General features: G+C 38.5%; 30 protein-coding genes and 1 pseudogene. 7 read left to right on the plus strand and 24 right to left on the minus strand.

The window, feature by feature from the left end:
• Positions 1-31 precede the first annotated feature (31 nt).
• From HIPMA_RS06920 to HIPMA_RS06950, 7 genes and pseudogenes are all read left to right on the plus strand, one after another.
• Positions 32-409, plus strand: coding sequence for a hypothetical protein (locus tag HIPMA_RS06920; RefSeq protein WP_013682329.1), 378 nt, complete (start codon positions 32-34; stop codon positions 407-409).
• 240 nt (positions 410-649) lie between these two features.
• Positions 650-2377 (plus strand): annotated as a pseudogene (locus HIPMA_RS09900) (carbon starvation CstA family protein).
• Positions 2358-2636 carry a DUF7990 family protein gene (locus tag HIPMA_RS06930; protein WP_218915346.1) on the plus strand — a complete coding sequence of 93 codons (279 nt, stop codon included), beginning with the start codon at positions 2358-2360 and terminating at the stop codon, positions 2634-2636. The pseudogene HIPMA_RS09900 and the gene HIPMA_RS06930 overlap by 20 nt, the downstream one beginning before the upstream one ends.
• Positions 2633-3544, plus strand: a complete 912-nt coding sequence (locus HIPMA_RS06935; RefSeq protein ID WP_013682331.1) for an ArsA family ATPase — start codon at positions 2633-2635, stop codon at positions 3542-3544. The genes HIPMA_RS06930 and HIPMA_RS06935 overlap by 4 nt, the downstream gene beginning before the upstream one ends.
• The gene (locus HIPMA_RS06940) at positions 3537-4166 is read left to right on the plus strand and encodes a hypothetical protein (protein WP_013682332.1); all 630 of its coding nucleotides are present in this window, start codon (positions 3537-3539) and stop codon (positions 4164-4166) included. Before HIPMA_RS06935 ends, HIPMA_RS06940 begins: the two co-directional genes overlap by 8 nt.
• A 69-nt stretch (positions 4167-4235) precedes the next feature.
• A complete protein-coding gene (locus HIPMA_RS06945) occupies positions 4236-4736 on the plus strand; it encodes a hypothetical protein (RefSeq protein ID WP_013682333.1) in 501 nt (166 codons plus the stop codon).
• A 71-nt stretch (positions 4737-4807) separates the two neighbouring features.
• Positions 4808-5254, plus strand: a complete 447-nt coding sequence (locus tag HIPMA_RS06950) for an ankyrin repeat domain-containing protein (RefSeq protein WP_280985297.1) — start codon at positions 4808-4810, stop codon at positions 5252-5254.
• 1 nt (position 5255) lies between these two features.
• Here the strand turns inward: HIPMA_RS06950 and lspA are convergent, their stop codons facing one another.
• From lspA to rplP, 24 genes are read right to left on the minus strand one after another with little or no spacing between them, the layout of a single operon-like run.
• A complete protein-coding gene (gene lspA, locus HIPMA_RS06955) occupies positions 5256-5750 on the minus strand; it encodes a signal peptidase II (protein WP_013682335.1) in 495 nt (164 codons plus the stop codon).
• Positions 5747-6115 (minus strand): 50S ribosomal protein L17, encoded by a 369-nt coding sequence (rplQ, locus tag HIPMA_RS06960; protein ID WP_013682336.1) that lies wholly within the window; start codon positions 6113-6115, stop codon positions 5747-5749. The genes lspA and rplQ overlap by 4 nt, the downstream gene beginning before the upstream one ends.
• On the minus strand, positions 6105-7127 hold the full coding sequence (locus HIPMA_RS06965) for a DNA-directed RNA polymerase subunit alpha (RefSeq protein WP_013682337.1): 1023 nt from the start codon (positions 7125-7127) through the stop codon (positions 6105-6107). Before HIPMA_RS06965 ends, rplQ begins: the two co-directional genes overlap by 11 nt.
• Positions 7128-7149: 22 nt before the next feature.
• Positions 7150-7776, minus strand: a complete 627-nt coding sequence (rpsD, locus tag HIPMA_RS06970; RefSeq protein ID WP_013682338.1) for a 30S ribosomal protein S4 — start codon at positions 7774-7776, stop codon at positions 7150-7152.
• 14 nt (positions 7777-7790) lie between these two features.
• On the minus strand, positions 7791-8177 hold the full coding sequence (gene rpsK / locus HIPMA_RS06975; RefSeq protein WP_013682339.1) for a 30S ribosomal protein S11: 387 nt from the start codon (positions 8175-8177) through the stop codon (positions 7791-7793).
• 15 nt (positions 8178-8192) lie between these two features.
• Entirely contained in the window at positions 8193-8552 is a 360-nt protein-coding gene (gene rpsM / locus HIPMA_RS06980) for a 30S ribosomal protein S13 (RefSeq protein WP_013682340.1), read from the minus strand.
• A gap of 11 nt (positions 8553-8563) precedes the next feature.
• Positions 8564-8677, minus strand: coding sequence for a 50S ribosomal protein L36 (gene rpmJ / locus HIPMA_RS06985; protein WP_013682341.1), 114 nt, complete (start codon positions 8675-8677; stop codon positions 8564-8566).
• A gap of 13 nt (positions 8678-8690) precedes the next feature.
• Positions 8691-8909, minus strand: a complete 219-nt coding sequence (infA, locus tag HIPMA_RS06990) for a translation initiation factor IF-1 (protein ID WP_013682342.1) — start codon at positions 8907-8909, stop codon at positions 8691-8693.
• 3 nt (positions 8910-8912) lie between these two features.
• Positions 8913-9671 (minus strand): type I methionyl aminopeptidase, encoded by a 759-nt coding sequence (gene map, locus HIPMA_RS06995; RefSeq protein ID WP_013682343.1) that lies wholly within the window; start codon positions 9669-9671, stop codon positions 8913-8915.
• Positions 9668-10309, minus strand: a complete 642-nt coding sequence (locus HIPMA_RS07000; protein WP_013682344.1) for an adenylate kinase — start codon at positions 10307-10309, stop codon at positions 9668-9670. The genes map and HIPMA_RS07000 overlap by 4 nt, the downstream gene beginning before the upstream one ends.
• 9 nt (positions 10310-10318) lie before the next feature.
• Positions 10319-11617, minus strand: coding sequence for a preprotein translocase subunit SecY (secY, locus tag HIPMA_RS07005; RefSeq protein ID WP_013682345.1), 1299 nt, complete (start codon positions 11615-11617; stop codon positions 10319-10321).
• On the minus strand, positions 11614-12048 hold the full coding sequence (rplO, locus tag HIPMA_RS07010; protein ID WP_013682346.1) for a 50S ribosomal protein L15: 435 nt from the start codon (positions 12046-12048) through the stop codon (positions 11614-11616). The genes secY and rplO overlap by 4 nt, the downstream gene beginning before the upstream one ends.
• Positions 12049-12061: 13 nt before the next feature.
• Positions 12062-12241: a 50S ribosomal protein L30 gene (rpmD, locus tag HIPMA_RS07015; RefSeq protein ID WP_013682347.1), complete on the minus strand. Its 180-nt coding sequence runs from the start codon at positions 12239-12241 to the stop codon at positions 12062-12064.
• An 8-nt stretch (positions 12242-12249) separates the two neighbouring features.
• Positions 12250-12735: a 30S ribosomal protein S5 gene (rpsE, locus tag HIPMA_RS07020; RefSeq protein WP_429909479.1), complete on the minus strand. Its 486-nt coding sequence runs from the start codon at positions 12733-12735 to the stop codon at positions 12250-12252.
• 2 nt (positions 12736-12737) lie between these two features.
• Positions 12738-13100 carry a 50S ribosomal protein L18 gene (gene rplR, locus HIPMA_RS07025; protein ID WP_013682349.1) on the minus strand — a complete coding sequence of 121 codons (363 nt, stop codon included), beginning with the start codon at positions 13098-13100 and terminating at the stop codon, positions 12738-12740.
• A gap of 13 nt (positions 13101-13113) precedes the next feature.
• The gene (gene rplF / locus HIPMA_RS07030) at positions 13114-13659 is read right to left on the minus strand and encodes a 50S ribosomal protein L6 (protein ID WP_013682350.1); all 546 of its coding nucleotides are present in this window, start codon (positions 13657-13659) and stop codon (positions 13114-13116) included.
• Between the two features lie 13 nt (positions 13660-13672).
• On the minus strand, positions 13673-14074 hold the full coding sequence (gene rpsH / locus HIPMA_RS07035) for a 30S ribosomal protein S8 (RefSeq protein ID WP_013682351.1): 402 nt from the start codon (positions 14072-14074) through the stop codon (positions 13673-13675).
• A 7-nt stretch (positions 14075-14081) separates the two neighbouring features.
• Entirely contained in the window at positions 14082-14267 is a 186-nt protein-coding gene (locus HIPMA_RS07040) for a type Z 30S ribosomal protein S14 (RefSeq protein ID WP_013682352.1), read from the minus strand.
• Positions 14268-14284: 17 nt separating this feature from the next.
• The gene (gene rplE, locus HIPMA_RS07045) at positions 14285-14830 is read right to left on the minus strand and encodes a 50S ribosomal protein L5 (RefSeq protein ID WP_041324462.1); all 546 of its coding nucleotides are present in this window, start codon (positions 14828-14830) and stop codon (positions 14285-14287) included.
• Positions 14831-14859: 29 nt separating this feature from the next.
• On the minus strand, positions 14860-15180 hold the full coding sequence (gene rplX / locus HIPMA_RS07050) for a 50S ribosomal protein L24 (RefSeq protein WP_013682354.1): 321 nt from the start codon (positions 15178-15180) through the stop codon (positions 14860-14862).
• On the minus strand, positions 15180-15548 hold the full coding sequence (gene rplN, locus HIPMA_RS07055) for a 50S ribosomal protein L14 (RefSeq protein ID WP_013682355.1): 369 nt from the start codon (positions 15546-15548) through the stop codon (positions 15180-15182). The genes rplX and rplN overlap by 1 nt, the downstream gene beginning before the upstream one ends.
• Complete coding sequence (rpsQ, locus tag HIPMA_RS07060; RefSeq protein ID WP_013682356.1) at positions 15545-15808, minus strand: 30S ribosomal protein S17; 264 nt, start codon at positions 15806-15808, stop codon at positions 15545-15547. Before rpsQ ends, rplN begins: the two co-directional genes overlap by 4 nt.
• Complete coding sequence (gene rpmC / locus HIPMA_RS07065; protein ID WP_013682357.1) at positions 15805-16008, minus strand: 50S ribosomal protein L29; 204 nt, start codon at positions 16006-16008, stop codon at positions 15805-15807. The genes rpsQ and rpmC overlap by 4 nt, the downstream gene beginning before the upstream one ends.
• Entirely contained in the window at positions 16005-16427 is a 423-nt protein-coding gene (gene rplP, locus HIPMA_RS07070; protein ID WP_013682358.1) for a 50S ribosomal protein L16, read from the minus strand. Before rplP ends, rpmC begins: the two co-directional genes overlap by 4 nt.
• Positions 16428-16445 lie beyond the last annotated feature (18 nt).

A 16445-nucleotide genomic window follows, 5' to 3' on the forward strand; every position in this document is an offset into this window, starting at 1 on the left:
TAACCAACCCCTAGATAAAAAAGGAGAGCTTATGATTAAAAGAGTAAGTAAATTTTTACTTATTATGGTTATATTGCTGTTTTTCGCACAAAAAGCAGTAATCGCTGGGGACGTATGTAGCTTTGTAGGCTCAGATGAAAGTTGTCAGAATGCTCCGGTTGGGGCGCTGTGCGATGCAGGTGGAGTAGAAGGCGTATGTGCACCAAAAAGCCGAACTGCCGGCATTATAAGCTGCGTCTGCGTTGTGGGCAAACCACACAAAACGCATAAATGCAAAGAGGGCTATAGGTGGTCACCTGTTAAAAATCAATGTTTAAAACCTATGGGGTCAAGCCCAGATGGCAGCGTCAATTGCATCCCACCGTATTATTGGTATGGCCCTGATAACAACTGCGAGATATTATTTTAAGGCCAACATAAAAAATCAATGCATATAATTTAAAACAAAAGCATACCAACTAAACAATTAATCGCTGCTTTTTACTTTTCAAACCATATAGTTAACATTAAATTGTTTACTTAGCTGTATTTATCATTTTGTAATATTTTTTAATTTATTATTGATTTTTCTTTTCTTAGTAGTAAAATAGCCAAGATGATGCAAAGGTTTTTTTGTTTAATAAAAAACTTCTTTTGAGGGGGAGGTATTATGAATGCTACTGTTTTGGTTATCGTAGGCTTAATAATATACGTAGTATTCTACAAAGCCTACGGAGGATTTCTTCAAAAATCTATAGTTGGTAAATCAGACCAAGAGGTTCCATCAAAAAGGCTTTTCGACAATGTGGATTATGTACCTGCAAACAAGTATGTTTTATTTGGCCACCATTTTGCATCTATTGCAGGTGCAGCACCTATTGTAGGACCTGCAATTGCCCTTGCATAGGGATGGCTTCCAGCCCTTCTTTGGGTTTGGTTTGGAAATGTATTTATAGGAGCCGTGCATGACTATCTGTCATTAATGAGCTCTGTAAGATATGACGGACACTCTGTTCAGTGGGTTGCAGGAAAGGTTATCAAAAAGAGAACTTCTTATATCTTTGCATGGTTTATCTTGTTTGTTCTTATACTCGTTGTTGCAGCTTTTGGAGCAGTTTTAGGCGGCATTTTTGTAAAACAACCTGCAGTGCCCACAGCTTATTTCTTGCAGATAGCTTTTGCTCTAGCACTAGGCTTTGTCATGTATAAAATGAAAGCAAATTTCGGTATATCCACAATCCTGGCAATAATACTTTTGGCCACCTCTATAATAGCGGCTAAGTATTACCCATTCCATGCATCCTACAAAACTTGGATGGTGGTATTTTTAGTTTATATAATCATAGCAGCAGCTCTACCTGTAAACATCCTGCTCCAGCCAAGGGACTACATGAATGCATGGCTTTTGGTATTTGGGTTATTTTTGGGTGGCATAGCGGTAATACTGGCATTTAAACCCATGACAATACCTCAGGTTACTATGTTTTCTGCCCCTATTATTGGCGGTCAACCTACACCATTTTGGCCTGCTATACCGCTAATTATAGCATGTGGCTCACTGAGCGGTTTCCATGCACTTGTTGCAAGTGGAACAACCTCAAAACAGCTGGCCGATGAAGTCGAGGGATTATTTATAGGATATGGTTCCATGCTTACAGAAGGATTCCTATCCACGCTTGTCATTTTATCTATAGGAATAGCAGGTATGGGCATAGTTGGCGCAGACAAGGCAAAAGAATTAACATCAACAGCAAGCTATTTCGGGACACATTATATAGGTGTAATGAAAGTAAATGGAGGCCCAGTTGGAATATTCGCAAAATCCTATGCAACTGTGGTTAATGGTGTATTAGGTATACCAAAAGCCTTTATGATAATATTGGCGGCTATGTGGGTAGCATCGTTTGCCATGACAACCTTAGATACAACCAATAGATTGGCAAGATACACATTCGCAGAAATATTTGAACCACTGAAAGATAGTTCTAAGGGGCTATACGACTTATTCACAAACAAATGGATAGCCTCGTTTATACCCGCAGCCATAGGAATCGGCCTTGCTTGGAGTGGAGAATGGAAAGTTATATGGCCTGCCTTTGGCGCTGCAAACCAGATGCTTGCATCTATTGCCTTATTCACGGCAGCAGCCTGGGTTATGAGGGTTCAGAAAAAACCATCTTGGCCTGTATTTGCCCCTGCAATATTCTTATGGATAACCGTTACGCTTGCAATGGTGTGGTATCTAATAAAGGTAATACCTGTATTTATGCATAAAAGCCCTGTTCAGGCATACACACTTGGTGCAATAATGGTTATTATGTTAATTTTAAACCTCATTCTCATTTACGATTTCTCAAAACCCGATAAAACCCAGAAGTTTGCCAAAGATAATGCTTGAGGGATTCTTTAAAAATTTAGAAGCATTCATAGAAGGCTTTAAACAGCAAAGCACATCGGCTATAGAGCTTCAGTTGCACGAGATGGAAAATGCATTTGCACTTGTATGTTTCGGTTCTCTAATGGGTATGCCATCCCCTCCAAGCTATTTGGGGATGGCCCTTCTGCCCTATTTAGAGCATGAAATAAAAGTTATGATATTTAAGTCGGAAAGATTGGATGACAAAATTGCTGAGTTCTTTGATTTGAGTGACATATGAAGAACATCATATTTTTCTTAGGTAAAGGTGGTACAGGCAAAACAACATCGTCTGTAGGTTTTGCTTATTATCTGGCAGACCAATCCAGAAGCGTCTATCTTGCCTCAATTGACCCTGCCCACAATATAGGAGATATAATTTCAAACAACAATTTAAAAGGTTCAACAAATATATATAAAGAACTATACGCAGAGGAAATAGACACGGAGTTCTATCTAAAAAAGTTCATAAGCACCACAACAAAGAGAATGAAAGAAACCTACCGATACTTACAAATTATAAACTTGGATTCGATGCTCGATATAATGAAATATTCACCTGGAATGGAAGAATACGCCATAATGTATGCACTAAAAGACAAGATAGAATCAAACCTGGATAAAGACTACATAATCATAGACACACCGCCAACGGGTCTAATGTTAAAGATATTTGCCCTACCCATAACATCAAAGATGTGGATAGACAAACTCATAAAATGGAGAAAGAAAATTATCCAAACAAGAGGGGCGATAAAAAACATAAATCCCAAGACTATAGATGATGAGCTTGCAACAACCGAAAAAGACGATAAAATCTTAAAAGAGCTTGGATTGCAATCACAAACAGTGGAGTTTCTGGTTGGCCTATTAAGGGATAAAAATAAAACAAAAACGGTTATTATAACTAACGAGGACAGCCTCTCTTTAAGTGAAAGCAGAAGAATTGCAGAAGGACTAAATTATCTATCTATACCATTAAACTTAATTGTTTTAAACAAAAAAGGCTTAATGAACAAGCCTGAAAAATTAGAAAACTACTTTGATAATATTGATATAACAGAAGTACCTTTCATAGAAAACGCAACAGACATAAAAAACATCAAAAAACTATGTCAAGCTTGGGCTAAAAAGGTGTTGAATGAGTAGCGCATACATAACAATTTTCATAGGTATAAGTGTTGCTATAAGCTTGGTATATATTGCGGGGTATAAGAAAAATATAAAGATAATGAAGGAAATGGCAAAGAGTTTGGAATCTGCACTAAACCCAAAAGACAAGCTTTATACCTATTTAGGTGGGGTTTTAGGCTTCTCAGCTGAATACAAAGTGGATGGATTCAAAAAGGTTTTTATTAACTTAAGACTCATACCACGACAAAGCATACTTTACTTGCCGTTTATGTTTGTAACCAGCGGAAAGGATAGCCTACAGATCATGTTTTATACAGAAAAGCCCATAAGAGGAGAGTTTCACATAATAAAAGAGGACCCATTAAAGCTTGCAAAACCCAAAATATACAACAGGGAGAAGCTAAGTAAAGAAATCTCAACAATAAACAATAAAAAGTATGAAATACTCAAAGATTCTAATAGATACTCAAATTTCAAAAACCTCATAAAGCTATTCAATGACAAACACTTCAATCACCTTGCCATCACAAAAGAAAATAGCATAGTTTATATAAATCTACTCTTTTATAAAATGAATTATAAAGAATTTAAAAACTCTCTTAAAAAAACCGCAGATTTTATAAAAAGCTCTATCTAATTGGAAAATAATTGAATTCAACCAAATTTTATTTATACTCTTTCTATAGAATAAACAGAGGAAGAGAAGATGGATATTGAATGGGAAACCTACTTCTATAGCAAAACAGAAGCAGGTAAATTAATGACAAAAAAGAACGACCCACCTCCAAGAAAATACTTTAAAATTGTAAACCCAAACGGCCATTATGGCGTTTTTTACACAGAAGGTATAAATGAGGACTCGCTACCTTTCAATCCAGATCCATACGGAGAAGCTGGGGGTATATATTTTGCAGCAAAGGACATCTTTTCTTTTATAGATAAAGGTGAAGACGTCTATGAAGTAAAACCCTTCGGATGGGTAACAAAAACTAAATGTCGCCCAAAGATATTCAAAGCTCACAGAGTTCAACTCAGATATTTGGGTAAAATATGGGACACAGCAACACTTCAGTATATAATAGCAGCTGGAGCCGACATATCCTCATATCTTAATAAGACCAAAAGTCTTCTTTCAGGACTAAACAAGCAATCAAGCGCAGATTTTTTGAGTAGCTTTCAACGCAAAAAAAGGCAAAAACAAAGATAATAGCAAGAAATAAAGAAGGAAAAGTTACAGAAATAACTATAGAGGATGAGGATGATTATATAGGTTCTTTAATTAGGGCTTGTGCAAATGGAAATTTTGGTCTTGTAAAGATACTCATAAACCATGGGGCAAATATAAATACCCACAAAGGCGCCCCTCTTGTATGGGCATCTATGTATGGACATCTAAGCATAGTAAAATACCTTTTAGATCATGGAGCCGACATACATGTTCAATTTGATAGACCTCTAAGAGAAGCCATATACTACAACAGATTTGAGGTTGTAAAAGAGCTACTTAACAGAGGATGTGGCCTTGATAATGTAGAAGATGTGGTAAAAGAGTGCGTAAAATTCAATTGCGTTGATATGATAAGGCTATTGTTAGAATATGGTTTAGCAGAAGCACTGGATAACAAAACAAAGAAAGAGCTAATAGATTATGCAGCCAAGAATAAATCTGCAATGATATACGGCCTTCTGAAAAGAAGGCTAATACTTCAGAAAAAGATTAGGTAAATCAGGCATTCTTAATTCTTGAGCCAACCATTCTATAGAAAATCAAAATAAACAAACCTATAGTTATAAAACTATCGGCAAGGTTAAAAGCTGGGTAATGATATCGATTTATGTGAAAATCAAGAAAATCAATAACATAACCCCTAAAAATCCTATCGTATAGATTGCCTAAATCCCCCCCAGCTAAGAACGACAAACCCAAAATAAACAAAAAACTCCTGTCTTTACCAAATAAAACAAGATAAAAAATGACAACAAAAACAACTAAACTAATACCGCCTAAAAACAGAAAGCGCAAGTGCTCTGGCAGATGGGCAAAGATTCCAAATGCAACACCCGTGTTTCTTACATGAACTATATTGAAAAAACCATCTATAACACCCACTCCACCATTAAGTGGAATATGTTTAGATATATATAACTTTGTAAAGTAATCAAACATAAAAAAAAGGAGTATCAAAGATACTCCTTTTAGCCCATGCTTACTTATTTTCACTTATTTTCTTCCTCTACAAACTCAACAATGGAAACAGGTGCAGCATCACCCTTTCTAAAACCTAACTTAATCCTTCTTACATATCCACCGTTTCTTGAAGCAAAGCGTGGAGCAAGATTGTCAAATAATTTTCTAACAGCCTTTTTATTGTTGTTCAACTTGGACAAAGCCCTTCTCCTTGAGCTTAAATTATCATTTTTGGCCATAGTCACAAGCTTGCTTATAAATCTAACAAGCTCCTTTGCCTTGGCATCTGTAGTTTTTATTCTCTCATTTTCAATGAGCGAGATAGCAAGGTTCCTTAAAAGATGCTTCCTCCTTTCGCCATCAATACTGAGCGTTTTATAACCCTTTCTATGCCTCATTGTCCTCTCCTTCTTTTTCTTCTATTAGCTGCTGAATCCTCTCAAGCTGCTCCTGACTAAACTTCATACCAAGTTCCAAGCCAAGTTGTTTTAAGGAGTCCTTTATTTCCTTTAAGGACTGCTTTCCAAAATTTTTAGTATTCAAGAGCTCGGTGTCGGTTTTTTGGGTTAACTCGTATATATATTTAATGTTATGAGCAGCTAAACAATTTGATGCCCTTACATTGAGCTCAAGCTCCTCAACCGGCTTGAGGAGATTCTCATTGATTTGTATATCAATCTTGTTTTCCTCAGGTTCCTTCTGCGTTGTCTCTTTGAAATCTGCAGAAAAGATGGATATATAGTTGCCAAGAATATAACTAGCCTGTTTTAAGGCATCCTGGGGCATAATAGTACCGTCTGTCTCTATCTCTAAAACCAACTTTTCAAAATCGTAATAATCTTTCATTGTACTTTTTTTTGTATGATAAGCAACCCTAACAATAGGTGAAAATAGGGCGTCAACAGGAATAAAACCTATTTCTCTGTTGACAGCATCATAATTAGCTTGTTTATACCCTATACCTCTTTGCAGATAAATCTTCGCATCAAGTTTAGCCCCATCCATTAACTCGGCTATATAGATATCCTTATTAACAATCTCTATATTACCGAGAGCTTCTATATCACCTGAAACTACACTGCCAGGGCCTTCTTTATGTATATAAACCTCACCCTCTTTAAAACTATCGTTTAAAGCCTTAAACCTAACCTGCTTTAGGTTAAGGATGATGTTCAACACGTCTTCTTTTACACCCTCAATCGTACTAAATTCATGTTCTACACCCTCTATCTCTACGCCAACAACAGCTATGCCTACGATTGAGGATAACAAAACCCTTCTTAAAGCATTACCTATGGTTGTAGCATACCCTTCATTCAAAGGCTCCAAACTGAACCTACCATACGTGGGTGTATTCTTTTCTACATTGACCTCTGTCGGCAATTTTAAGTAATCAAAAACGCCCATCATCTTAGCTTCCCTTCGTTATTTTTTATTTAGAGTACAACTCAACTATGGCGTTTTCATTGAATGGAGGTTGTACATCATCCCTTGTCGGCATATCAACAAACGTTGCGCTAACATTATCCAAGTCAACGTTAATCCAAGATGCAGACATCCTCCTTGAATTCTCCTCAAATCTCCTCTTGAACTCTTCTTTGGCTTTCATCTTATCGGAAACAGTTATCACATCACCTTTTCTTACAAGATAAGAAGGTATATCTACCTTGTGCCCATTAACCCTTATATGACCGTGTGTAACGAGCCTTCTTGCTTCCCTTCTCGAAGAGGCCATGCCAGATCTGTAAACAACATTATCAAGTCTTCTTTCAAGTAACACAACAAGATTTGCACCAGTTTCGCCCTTCTGTCTTTTTGCCTCTTCGAAGTATTTCCTAAACTGCCTCTCCAAAACTCCGTACTCAGCCTTTGCTTTCTGCTTTTCTGCCAAATGCAAGCCATAAGATGACATCTTTCTCCTTGCATTTCTGCTTTTGCCGGGCGGATAAGGCCTTCTTTCAAAAGCACATTTATCGGTAAAGCATCTATCGCCCTTTAAAAATAACTTAACACCTAAAGCTCTACATCTCCTACAAGCAGGTCCTGTATATACAGCCATACCCTATACTCTCCTTATACCCTTCTTCTTTTTGGTGGTCTACAACCATTATGGGGAATAGGTGTAACATCCTTAATAGACTTAACCCTCAAACCAGCAGATTGAAGTGACCTTATGGCGGTCTCTCTACCTGGGCCAGGGCCTTTTACCCTAACATCTATTTCTTTCATTCCCATTGACATAGCCTTTTTTGCTACATTTTCGGCCGCAAGCTGAGCGGCAAAAGGGGTTCCCTTTCTGGTACCCTTAAATCCACTATCACCGGCTGAGGACCAGCAAAGCACGTTGCCGTCTTGGTCTGTTATGGTAATAATTGTGTTATTAAAAGTAGCCTGTATATGGGCTATGCCGCTTGCGACGTTCCTCTTAACCCTCTTTTTTCTCTTGACTGCCTTAGCCATATATCCCTATCTCCTTTACTTTCTTCCTACCGTTTTTTTCTTGCCTTTTCTTGTTCTTGCATTGGTTCTGGTCCTCTGACCCCTTACAGGCAATCCCCTCCTGTGGCGCAATCCCCTATAGTTACCCAAATCCATCAATGCCTTAATATTCATAGCTACTTCTTTTCTTAACTCACCCTCAACCTTGTAGTCTGCTATAACGCTTCTAATCCTCTGAATTTCCTCTGGCGTCAATTCATGAGTTCTCTTGTCTGGGTCAATGTTAGCCTTTTTTAAAATTTCCATAGAGCGCGTTCTTCCTATACCATAGATATAGGTAAGCGCTATAAATATCTTCTTATTCCTTGGTAATTCAACACCTGCAATACGAGCCACTTATCCCTCCATTAACCTTGTCTTTGTTTATGTTTAGGGTTTTCGCAAACAACCCTTACGATGCCTTTCCTTCTAATGATCTTACATTTAGGACAAATCTTTTTCACAGATGGCCTAACCTTCATCTGAAACCTCCACCTATTTGTATCTATAAACTATTCTTCCCCTTTCAATGCTATAAGGAGAAAGCTCAACCTTAACCTTATCCCCAGGTAAAATCTTAATAAAATGCATCCTCATTTTACCCGCCACATGCGCCAAAACAACATGACCGTTTGATAGTTTAACCCTGAACATAGCATTAGGCAGAGCCTCTATCACCTCACCATCGACCGAGATACTCTTCTCTTTAGCCATAAATCAGCTCACCTCACTTAATATTACGGGCCCTTCTTCTGTAATAGCTATGGTGTGCTCAAAGTGCGCTGAAGGCTCGCCGTCAGCAGTAACAACTGTCCATTTATCTTTCAAAACTTTAACCCTCCATGTTCCTGCATTGACCATAGGCTCTATGGCAATGGTCATGCCTACCCTTAGCATAGGACCCCTGTCAAATTTAGAAGGGATATAATTGGGAACCTGCGGTTCTTCATGAAGCTTTCTACCAATGCCATGCCCAACATAATCCCTTACAACACTAAACCCAAAACTCTCTACATAATTCTGAACAGCACCGGAGATGTCATAGAGGTAATTGCCTGCTCTTGCCTGGGCAATGCCTTCGTACAAGGCTTGATAGGTTACCTCCATAAGTTTCTTCTTTTTTTCATCTATATTACCAACAGCCACGGTAATTGCTGAATCTCCATACCATCCATCATAGATAAGGCCAAAATCCAAACTGATTATATCCCCTTCTTTTAAAACCTTCTTCTTAGATGGTATGCCGTGCACAACCTCTTCATTAACAGATGTGCACAGGGATTTAGGAAAACCGCCGTAACCCTTAAAGGCACATTTCGCGTGCCTTTTTTTGGCCTCCTCCTCGGCTCTCCTATTCAAATACTCGGTGGTTATACCAGGTTTTATCTCATTTTTCAAGATATTAAGTATATCGCCAACCATCTGGTTGACTGTGTACATTTTCTCAATTTCTTGTTTACTTTTTAGAACAATCATCCTAAAACTTCTTTTACCCTACTAAATATTTCATCTATCGAACCTACGCCGTTTATTTTTATAAGCTTTCCGGTTTTTGTGTAATAATCAATAAGCGGCATAGTAGACTTTTTATAGACCTCAAGTCTATTCCTTACAGTATCTTCTTTATCATCATCCCTCTGAATAAGTTTACTGCCACACTTATCACACAGATTGTCATTTTTAGGAGGATTGTTCTTTATATGATATACAGCGCCACAGTTTGGACAAACCCTCCTGCCTGTAAGTCTATCAACTATCTCCTCTTCTGGAACATCGATAAGCAAAACTTTATCCAGCTCAAGTCTATTCTTTTTCAACATACCATCAAAGGCCTCAGCCTGTGCTACTGTTCTTGGAAAGCCATCAAGGATAAAACCGTTTTTACAATCATCGTCCTTGATTCTGTTTTCCATCATCCCTATTATAACCTCATCCGGCACAAGCTCTCCCTTATCCATATAGACCTTGGCCTTTTTCCCAAGCTCAGTCTCTTCCCTTACTTCTTTTCTTAAGATATCACCCGTTGAAATCTGTGGAATCCCGTATTCTTTACTAATCAGAACACCTTGGGTTCCCTTACCTACTCCGGGTGCTCCAAGTAAAATAAGAATCATCCTCTCCCCCTATCTACTCCTTCTGTTTTTCAAGAACCCTTCATAGTTGCGCATATACAGATGTGCCTGAATCTGCATAATTGTATCCAAAGCAACCTGAACAACAATCAACAAGGCCGTTCCGCCGAAATAGAAAGGCACATTAAACTTTCTTATTAAAATCCAAGGTAAAACACAAACGAACGACAGATATATAGCACCACCAAATGTTAATCTATCCAATACCCAATCCAAGTATTGAGCTGTATATTTTCCGGGCCTTATTCCGGGTACAAAACCGTTATTTTTCTTTAAATTGTCTGCAATATCTTTGGGATTAAACACAATAGCCGTATAGAAGTAAGCAAAGAAAAATATAAGAGAAATATATACAATGCTATAGATTAATCCGCCAGGCATTATGTAGTCAGATACAGATTTAAGCCACGGGACATTGATTATCTTTGAGATTGTGGCTGGAAATAGAAGAATTGATGAGGCAAATATAGGCGGTATAACGCCAGAAACATTGATTTTTAAGGGTATATAGCTTGTTTGACCACCATACAATCTTCTTCCAACCATTCTCCTTGGATACTGCACAGGAATCCTTCTCTGAGCAAGCTCAACAAAAACAACAAAAGCCACCACACCTACAGCAACAGCAAATATAACAAGTAGCGATAAAACACTCATCTCACCTGCACTAACAAGCCTGAACATATTACCCAATGCTGCAGGCAATCTCGCAACGATACCAGCAAAGATTATCAACGATATACCGTTTCCAATGCCTCTTTCAGTTATTTGCTCACCGACAAACATCAAAAATACACTGCCAGCCATCATTGTCATTGCAGTAAACAAAATAAAAGGCAATCCATGCCATATTACAACACTTGCTCCACCCGGTCCATGCATAGATTGTAAGCCTACAGCAATTCCTATGCCCTGTAAAAATGAAATAGCAACCGTTCCATAGCGTGTGTATTCTGTAATCTTTCTCCTACCTGCTTCACCTTCCTTCTTCATGGCAGCAAGTTCCGGACTCACTGCTGTTAGAAGTTCCATTATAATAGCGGCAGATATATAGGGCATAATACCCAAAGAAATTATACTAAAGTTTTTAATTGCACCACCAGAGAATAGGTTAAACAAACCCAATGCTGTGCCTCGAGCCTGTTCAAATATAGCCGCCAACACATGCGGATTTACACCTGGAGTTGGCACATGGGCTGCAATCCTAAAAACAACAAACATCAACAGGGTAAAAAACAGCCTTCTGTTGAGCTCAGGCACATTAAAGATATTAGAATAATCTTCCCTCACTGTAGTACCTCTATACTACCACCAGCTTTTTCTATTTTTTCCTTAGCAGAATTAGAGAAAGCATCAGCAATTACGGTAATCTTTTTAGTCAGCTCACCATTACCTAAAACCTTAACCGGCTTTGTGCCTTTTATTAGGCCCTTTTGAACCATGTAGTTTATGTCAACCACATCACCATCGCTGCATATAGCCTCAAGTTTATTTAAGTTGACTACATCATATTCAACCCTGAATGGATTTTTAAAACCCCTCTTAGGAAGCCTTCTGTATATAGGTGTCTGGCCACCCTCAAAATACGCTGCCTTTGCACCACCTGAGCGTGCTTTTTCACCTTTACTTCCCTTACCTGCTGTTGTTCCCCAACCGCTTGAATCTCCTCTACCAACCCTTTTTCTATCTTTCACAATGCGTGGCAATTCATAAAGCTCCATATTTTCACCCCTCTTAAAGTTCTTCTACCTTAACCATGAAGGATACCTTTCTTATCATACCTCTGATGTAGGGTGTATCCTTTCTTATTATAGACTTGTTTGGTCTTTTTAAACCCAAAGCTATAGCCGTTTTCCTTATAGACGGTTTCTGCCCTATCAAACTTCTCGTAAGCGTTATTTTTAGATCACCCATATTACACCTCACTTGGCCTGTCTGATTCTTTCGATCTCTTCCTTATCTCTCAACAAACTCAAAGCCTTAAGCAATGCCCTTGATAGATTGTGAACATTATTCGAGCCAATAGATTTTGTGACTATATTTCTTATGCCACAAACTTCTAAGATTGCCCTTGCCGTATTGCCTGCAATAATTCCCGTACCAGGCCTTGCAGGTTTTATTAAAACTCTACCAGCACCTTCTTTTACTTCAAGCTGATGAGGTATAGTGCCATCTTCAGTTATTGGAACCCTAATAAGGTTTTTCTTTGCCTTCTCTATAGCCTTTTTTATTGCTTCTGGAACCTCATGGGATTTACCCAATCCCAATCCAACTCTACCATTTTTATCACCAACGGCAACCAAGGCGGCAAACCTAAACCTTCTTCCTCCTTTTACAACCTTGGTAACCCTTTTTATCGTAATAACCTGCTCTTCAAACTCTTTTTCCATCTGAACCATACGCTCCACTCCTAAAATTTAAGTCCTGCTGCCCTTGCACTATCCGCAAGAGCCTTTACTTTGCCGTGATAGATGTAGCCATTCCTGTCAAAAACAACTTTCTCTATACCCTTTTCTAAGGCCTTCTTGGCTATTGCTTCACCAACAACCTTAGCCGATGTTATATTGCTACCCTTAACTTTGTCCCTTAAGTCCAAATCAAGTGTGGAAGCAGAAACAATTGTTCTCCCACTCTCATCATCGATAATCTGGGCATAGATATGTTTTAGGCTTTTATATACACAGAGCCTTGGTCTTTCAGCTGTTCCTCTTATTTTGTATTTTATTCTTACTTTTCTTCTCTGTCTTTCCTTTTTTCTATCTACTGTAGACATATATTAACCCCCATTATTTGCTTGCAGCCTTGCCCATTTTTCTTCTGACATACTCGCCCTTGTAGCGAATTCCTTTACCCTTATATGGCTCTGGAGGCTTAATAGCCCTAATTTGACTTGCCACCAGTCCAACAAGCTGCTTATCTATACCTGAAACGGTGATCTCAATACCTCTTTTATCTGTCTCTACATTAACACCATCAGGTATGTTATAGATAACATCGTGTGAAAATCCTACAGTAAGCGTAAGCTTTTTACCTGAAACAGAAGCTTTATATCCAACACCTTCTATTTGTAAAACCTTACTAAAGCCCTGAGAAACGCCAATAACAGCGTTATTAACAAGGCTTCTGTAAAGGCCGTGCATGGCTTTTGCATTTTTAGAATCACCTGTTGACTTTATATAAATAAACTTATCATCTTTTTCTACTGCTACATATTGAGAATTAAAATATTGGCTCAACTGCCCCTTAGGGCCTTTAACGTTGATCTCTGACTCTCCTATCTTTACCTCTACCCCCGAAGGAATAGGGATAGGCATTCTTCCTATCCTTGACATTGCTACCTCCTAATTAAAATACCTCACAGATGTATTCGCCGCCCACCCCAAGTTTCTTGGCTTCTTTAGTTGTTATAACACCTTTAGAGGTGGATATAATACCTATACCAAGCCCGTTCATAACAGGCTTTATATCATCGCTTGAGACATAGACTCTTCTTGAGGGTTTACTCACCATCTTCATTAACATTATAGCAGGCTTTCTTTTGTTTTCGTCTGCATATTTCAAGAACACCCTTACAATGTTTCTATTACCTGCATCTTCCAACCTTTTATAATCTTTAATAAAACCTTCTTCTTTAAGAATATTGCAAACATTTTCAACTAAGTTATTACTTGCAACATCTACATAATCGTGCTTAGCCTTTAGACCATTCCTTATCTTCGACAAGCAATCTGCTACCTTTTTACTCATACGCCACCTACCAACTCGCCTTTTTTACACCTGGAATTTCACCTTTACCTGCCAAGGTTCTGAAACATACCCTACAGATGCCGAATTTCCTTATGTAACCCTTAGGCCTACCACAAATCTGGCATCTGTTGTGAGCCCTTACCTTGAACTTAGGGGGTCTTTTGGATTTTTCTATCATAGCTTTTCTCGCCATAGCTTCTCCTCTTCAACTCAGTTTGTTTTTCTAAATGGCATGCCAAAGGCCTCAAGCAGGGCTTTGGCCTCTTTATCAGTCTCTGCCGTTGTAACAATCGTAACACTTAAACCGTGGATCTTCACAATCTTATCGTAATTAATCTCAGGGAAAATCAACTGTTCGGTTATACCAAGTGTGTAATTACCCCTGCCATCAAATCCCTTAAGCGGCACACCCCTGAAGTCTCTGATTCTTGGAATAGCAAAAGATATAAATCTATCCAAGAATTCATAAGCCCTATCTCCACGCAGCGTAACTTTACAGCCTATAGGCATACCTTTTCTTAGTTTAAAATTAGCTATAGATTTTCTGGCCCTGGTAATTATACCCCTTTGGCCAGTAATTGTAGCAAGTTCATCCAATACAGACTCAAGAAGCTTAACATCATGCATCCCTTCAGCCAAACCCACATTGAGGACAACTTTTTCTACTTTGGGCACTTGCATTACATTCTTATATGAAAACTCTTTCATTAGGCGAGGGATTATCTCTTCCTTGTAGATGGTCTTGAGCCTTGGCACATACTTTTCAGCCATTAAACTTCTCCTCCTTAGATTGTCTCACCGCATTTTTTACAATACCTGACCTTCTCGCCGCTCTCCAAAAACTTTACGCCAATTCTGGTTGGCTTATTGCAATGAGGACAAACCAACATAACATTGGATATATGAATAGGGGCTTCTTTTTCTACTATTCCCCCTTTTGTTGTTTCGGATGCCTTAACATGTTTCTTGATCACATTAACACCCTCAACGATAACCCTATCTTTTTCGGGCACAAACGAAATAACATTGCCCTCTTTGCCTTTGTCCTTACCCGCAATTACCTTAACCTTATCACTCTTTTTCAATCTTGTTCTAATCCTTTTCATTACAGCACCTCTGGAGCAAGCGATATGATTTTCATAAATTCTTTAGCCCTAAGCTCTCTAACAACAGGACCAAAGATTCTTGTGCCTATAGGCTCTTTTTGGTTATTAATTAAAACCGCTGCGTTTTCATCAAATTTTACATAGGTGCCATCAGGTCTTCTAAACTCTTTCTTTGTCCTTACAACCACAGCCTTAACCACATCACCCTTCTTTACTTTGCCATTTGGATCTGACTCTTTGACCGAAGCAACGATTATATCCCCAACCCTGGCATATCTCCTGCGGCTGCCGCCAAGCACCTTTATACACATTATCTTTTTGGCACCTGAGTTATCTGCCACCCTTAATACACTGTATGGCTGTATCATCGCTCATCTCCCAATCCTACATATTTCTCGGTGATTTCAAGCAATCTAAAGTGTTTATCCTTGGAAATAGGCCTGCACTCAATAAATTTAACTCTATCGCCTTTTCTGGCCTCGTTCTTTTCATCATGTACTTTAAACTTTTTTCTTCTTTTGATGTATTTATGGAACTTAGGATGCTCAATTAAAGTTTCAACCTCAACTACGATGGTTTTGTCCATTTTATCACTTACAACGACACCTTCTTTTATTAACTTACTCATGACTCTTCACCCTTCTTGAGTTTCTCGTTCTTAATGGTGAGAACCCTTGCCAAATCCTTGCGAAGGTTTCTTATCTTATGCGGATTATCCACCTGTTCAAGTCCTTTTCTCATATTGAGCTTAAATATTTCTTCCCTTAAGCGTTTTTCCTCATCATTAAGCTCATTTAAGCTCATATTTCTCAACTCTGCCGCTTTCATACCCACTCACTCCGTTTGACAAATTTCATTTCGATATTAAACTTGTTGGCTGCAAGTTGAAAAGCTTTTCTCGCAAGGTCCTCGCTTACGCCACCTACTTCATAAAGAATCCTGCCAGGTTTAACTACTGCAACCCACTTCTCAACAGAACCCTTACCTTTACCCATCCTTGTTTCAGCGGGTTTTTTGGTAAGTGGGAAATCAGGGAAAATCCTTATCCATATCTTCCCTTGATGCTTTAAAACCCTATTAATAGCAATCCTTGCAGCCTCAATCTGTCTGTTTGTAACCTCACCTCTGCCAACAGCTTTCATGCCATAATCACCAAAGGCAAGTTTAGTTCCCCTCTTAGCCGTTCCCCTTAAACCGTTTCTGTTTCTCTGATATTTCCTGTATTTTGTTCTCTTAGGCATTAACATGGCTTTCTACCACCCTTT

Origin of the sequence: Hippea maritima DSM 10411 (genome assembly GCF_000194135.1) — a bacterium.
Taxonomy (GTDB): Bacteria; Campylobacterota_A; Desulfurellia; order Desulfurellales; family Hippeaceae; genus Hippea; species Hippea maritima.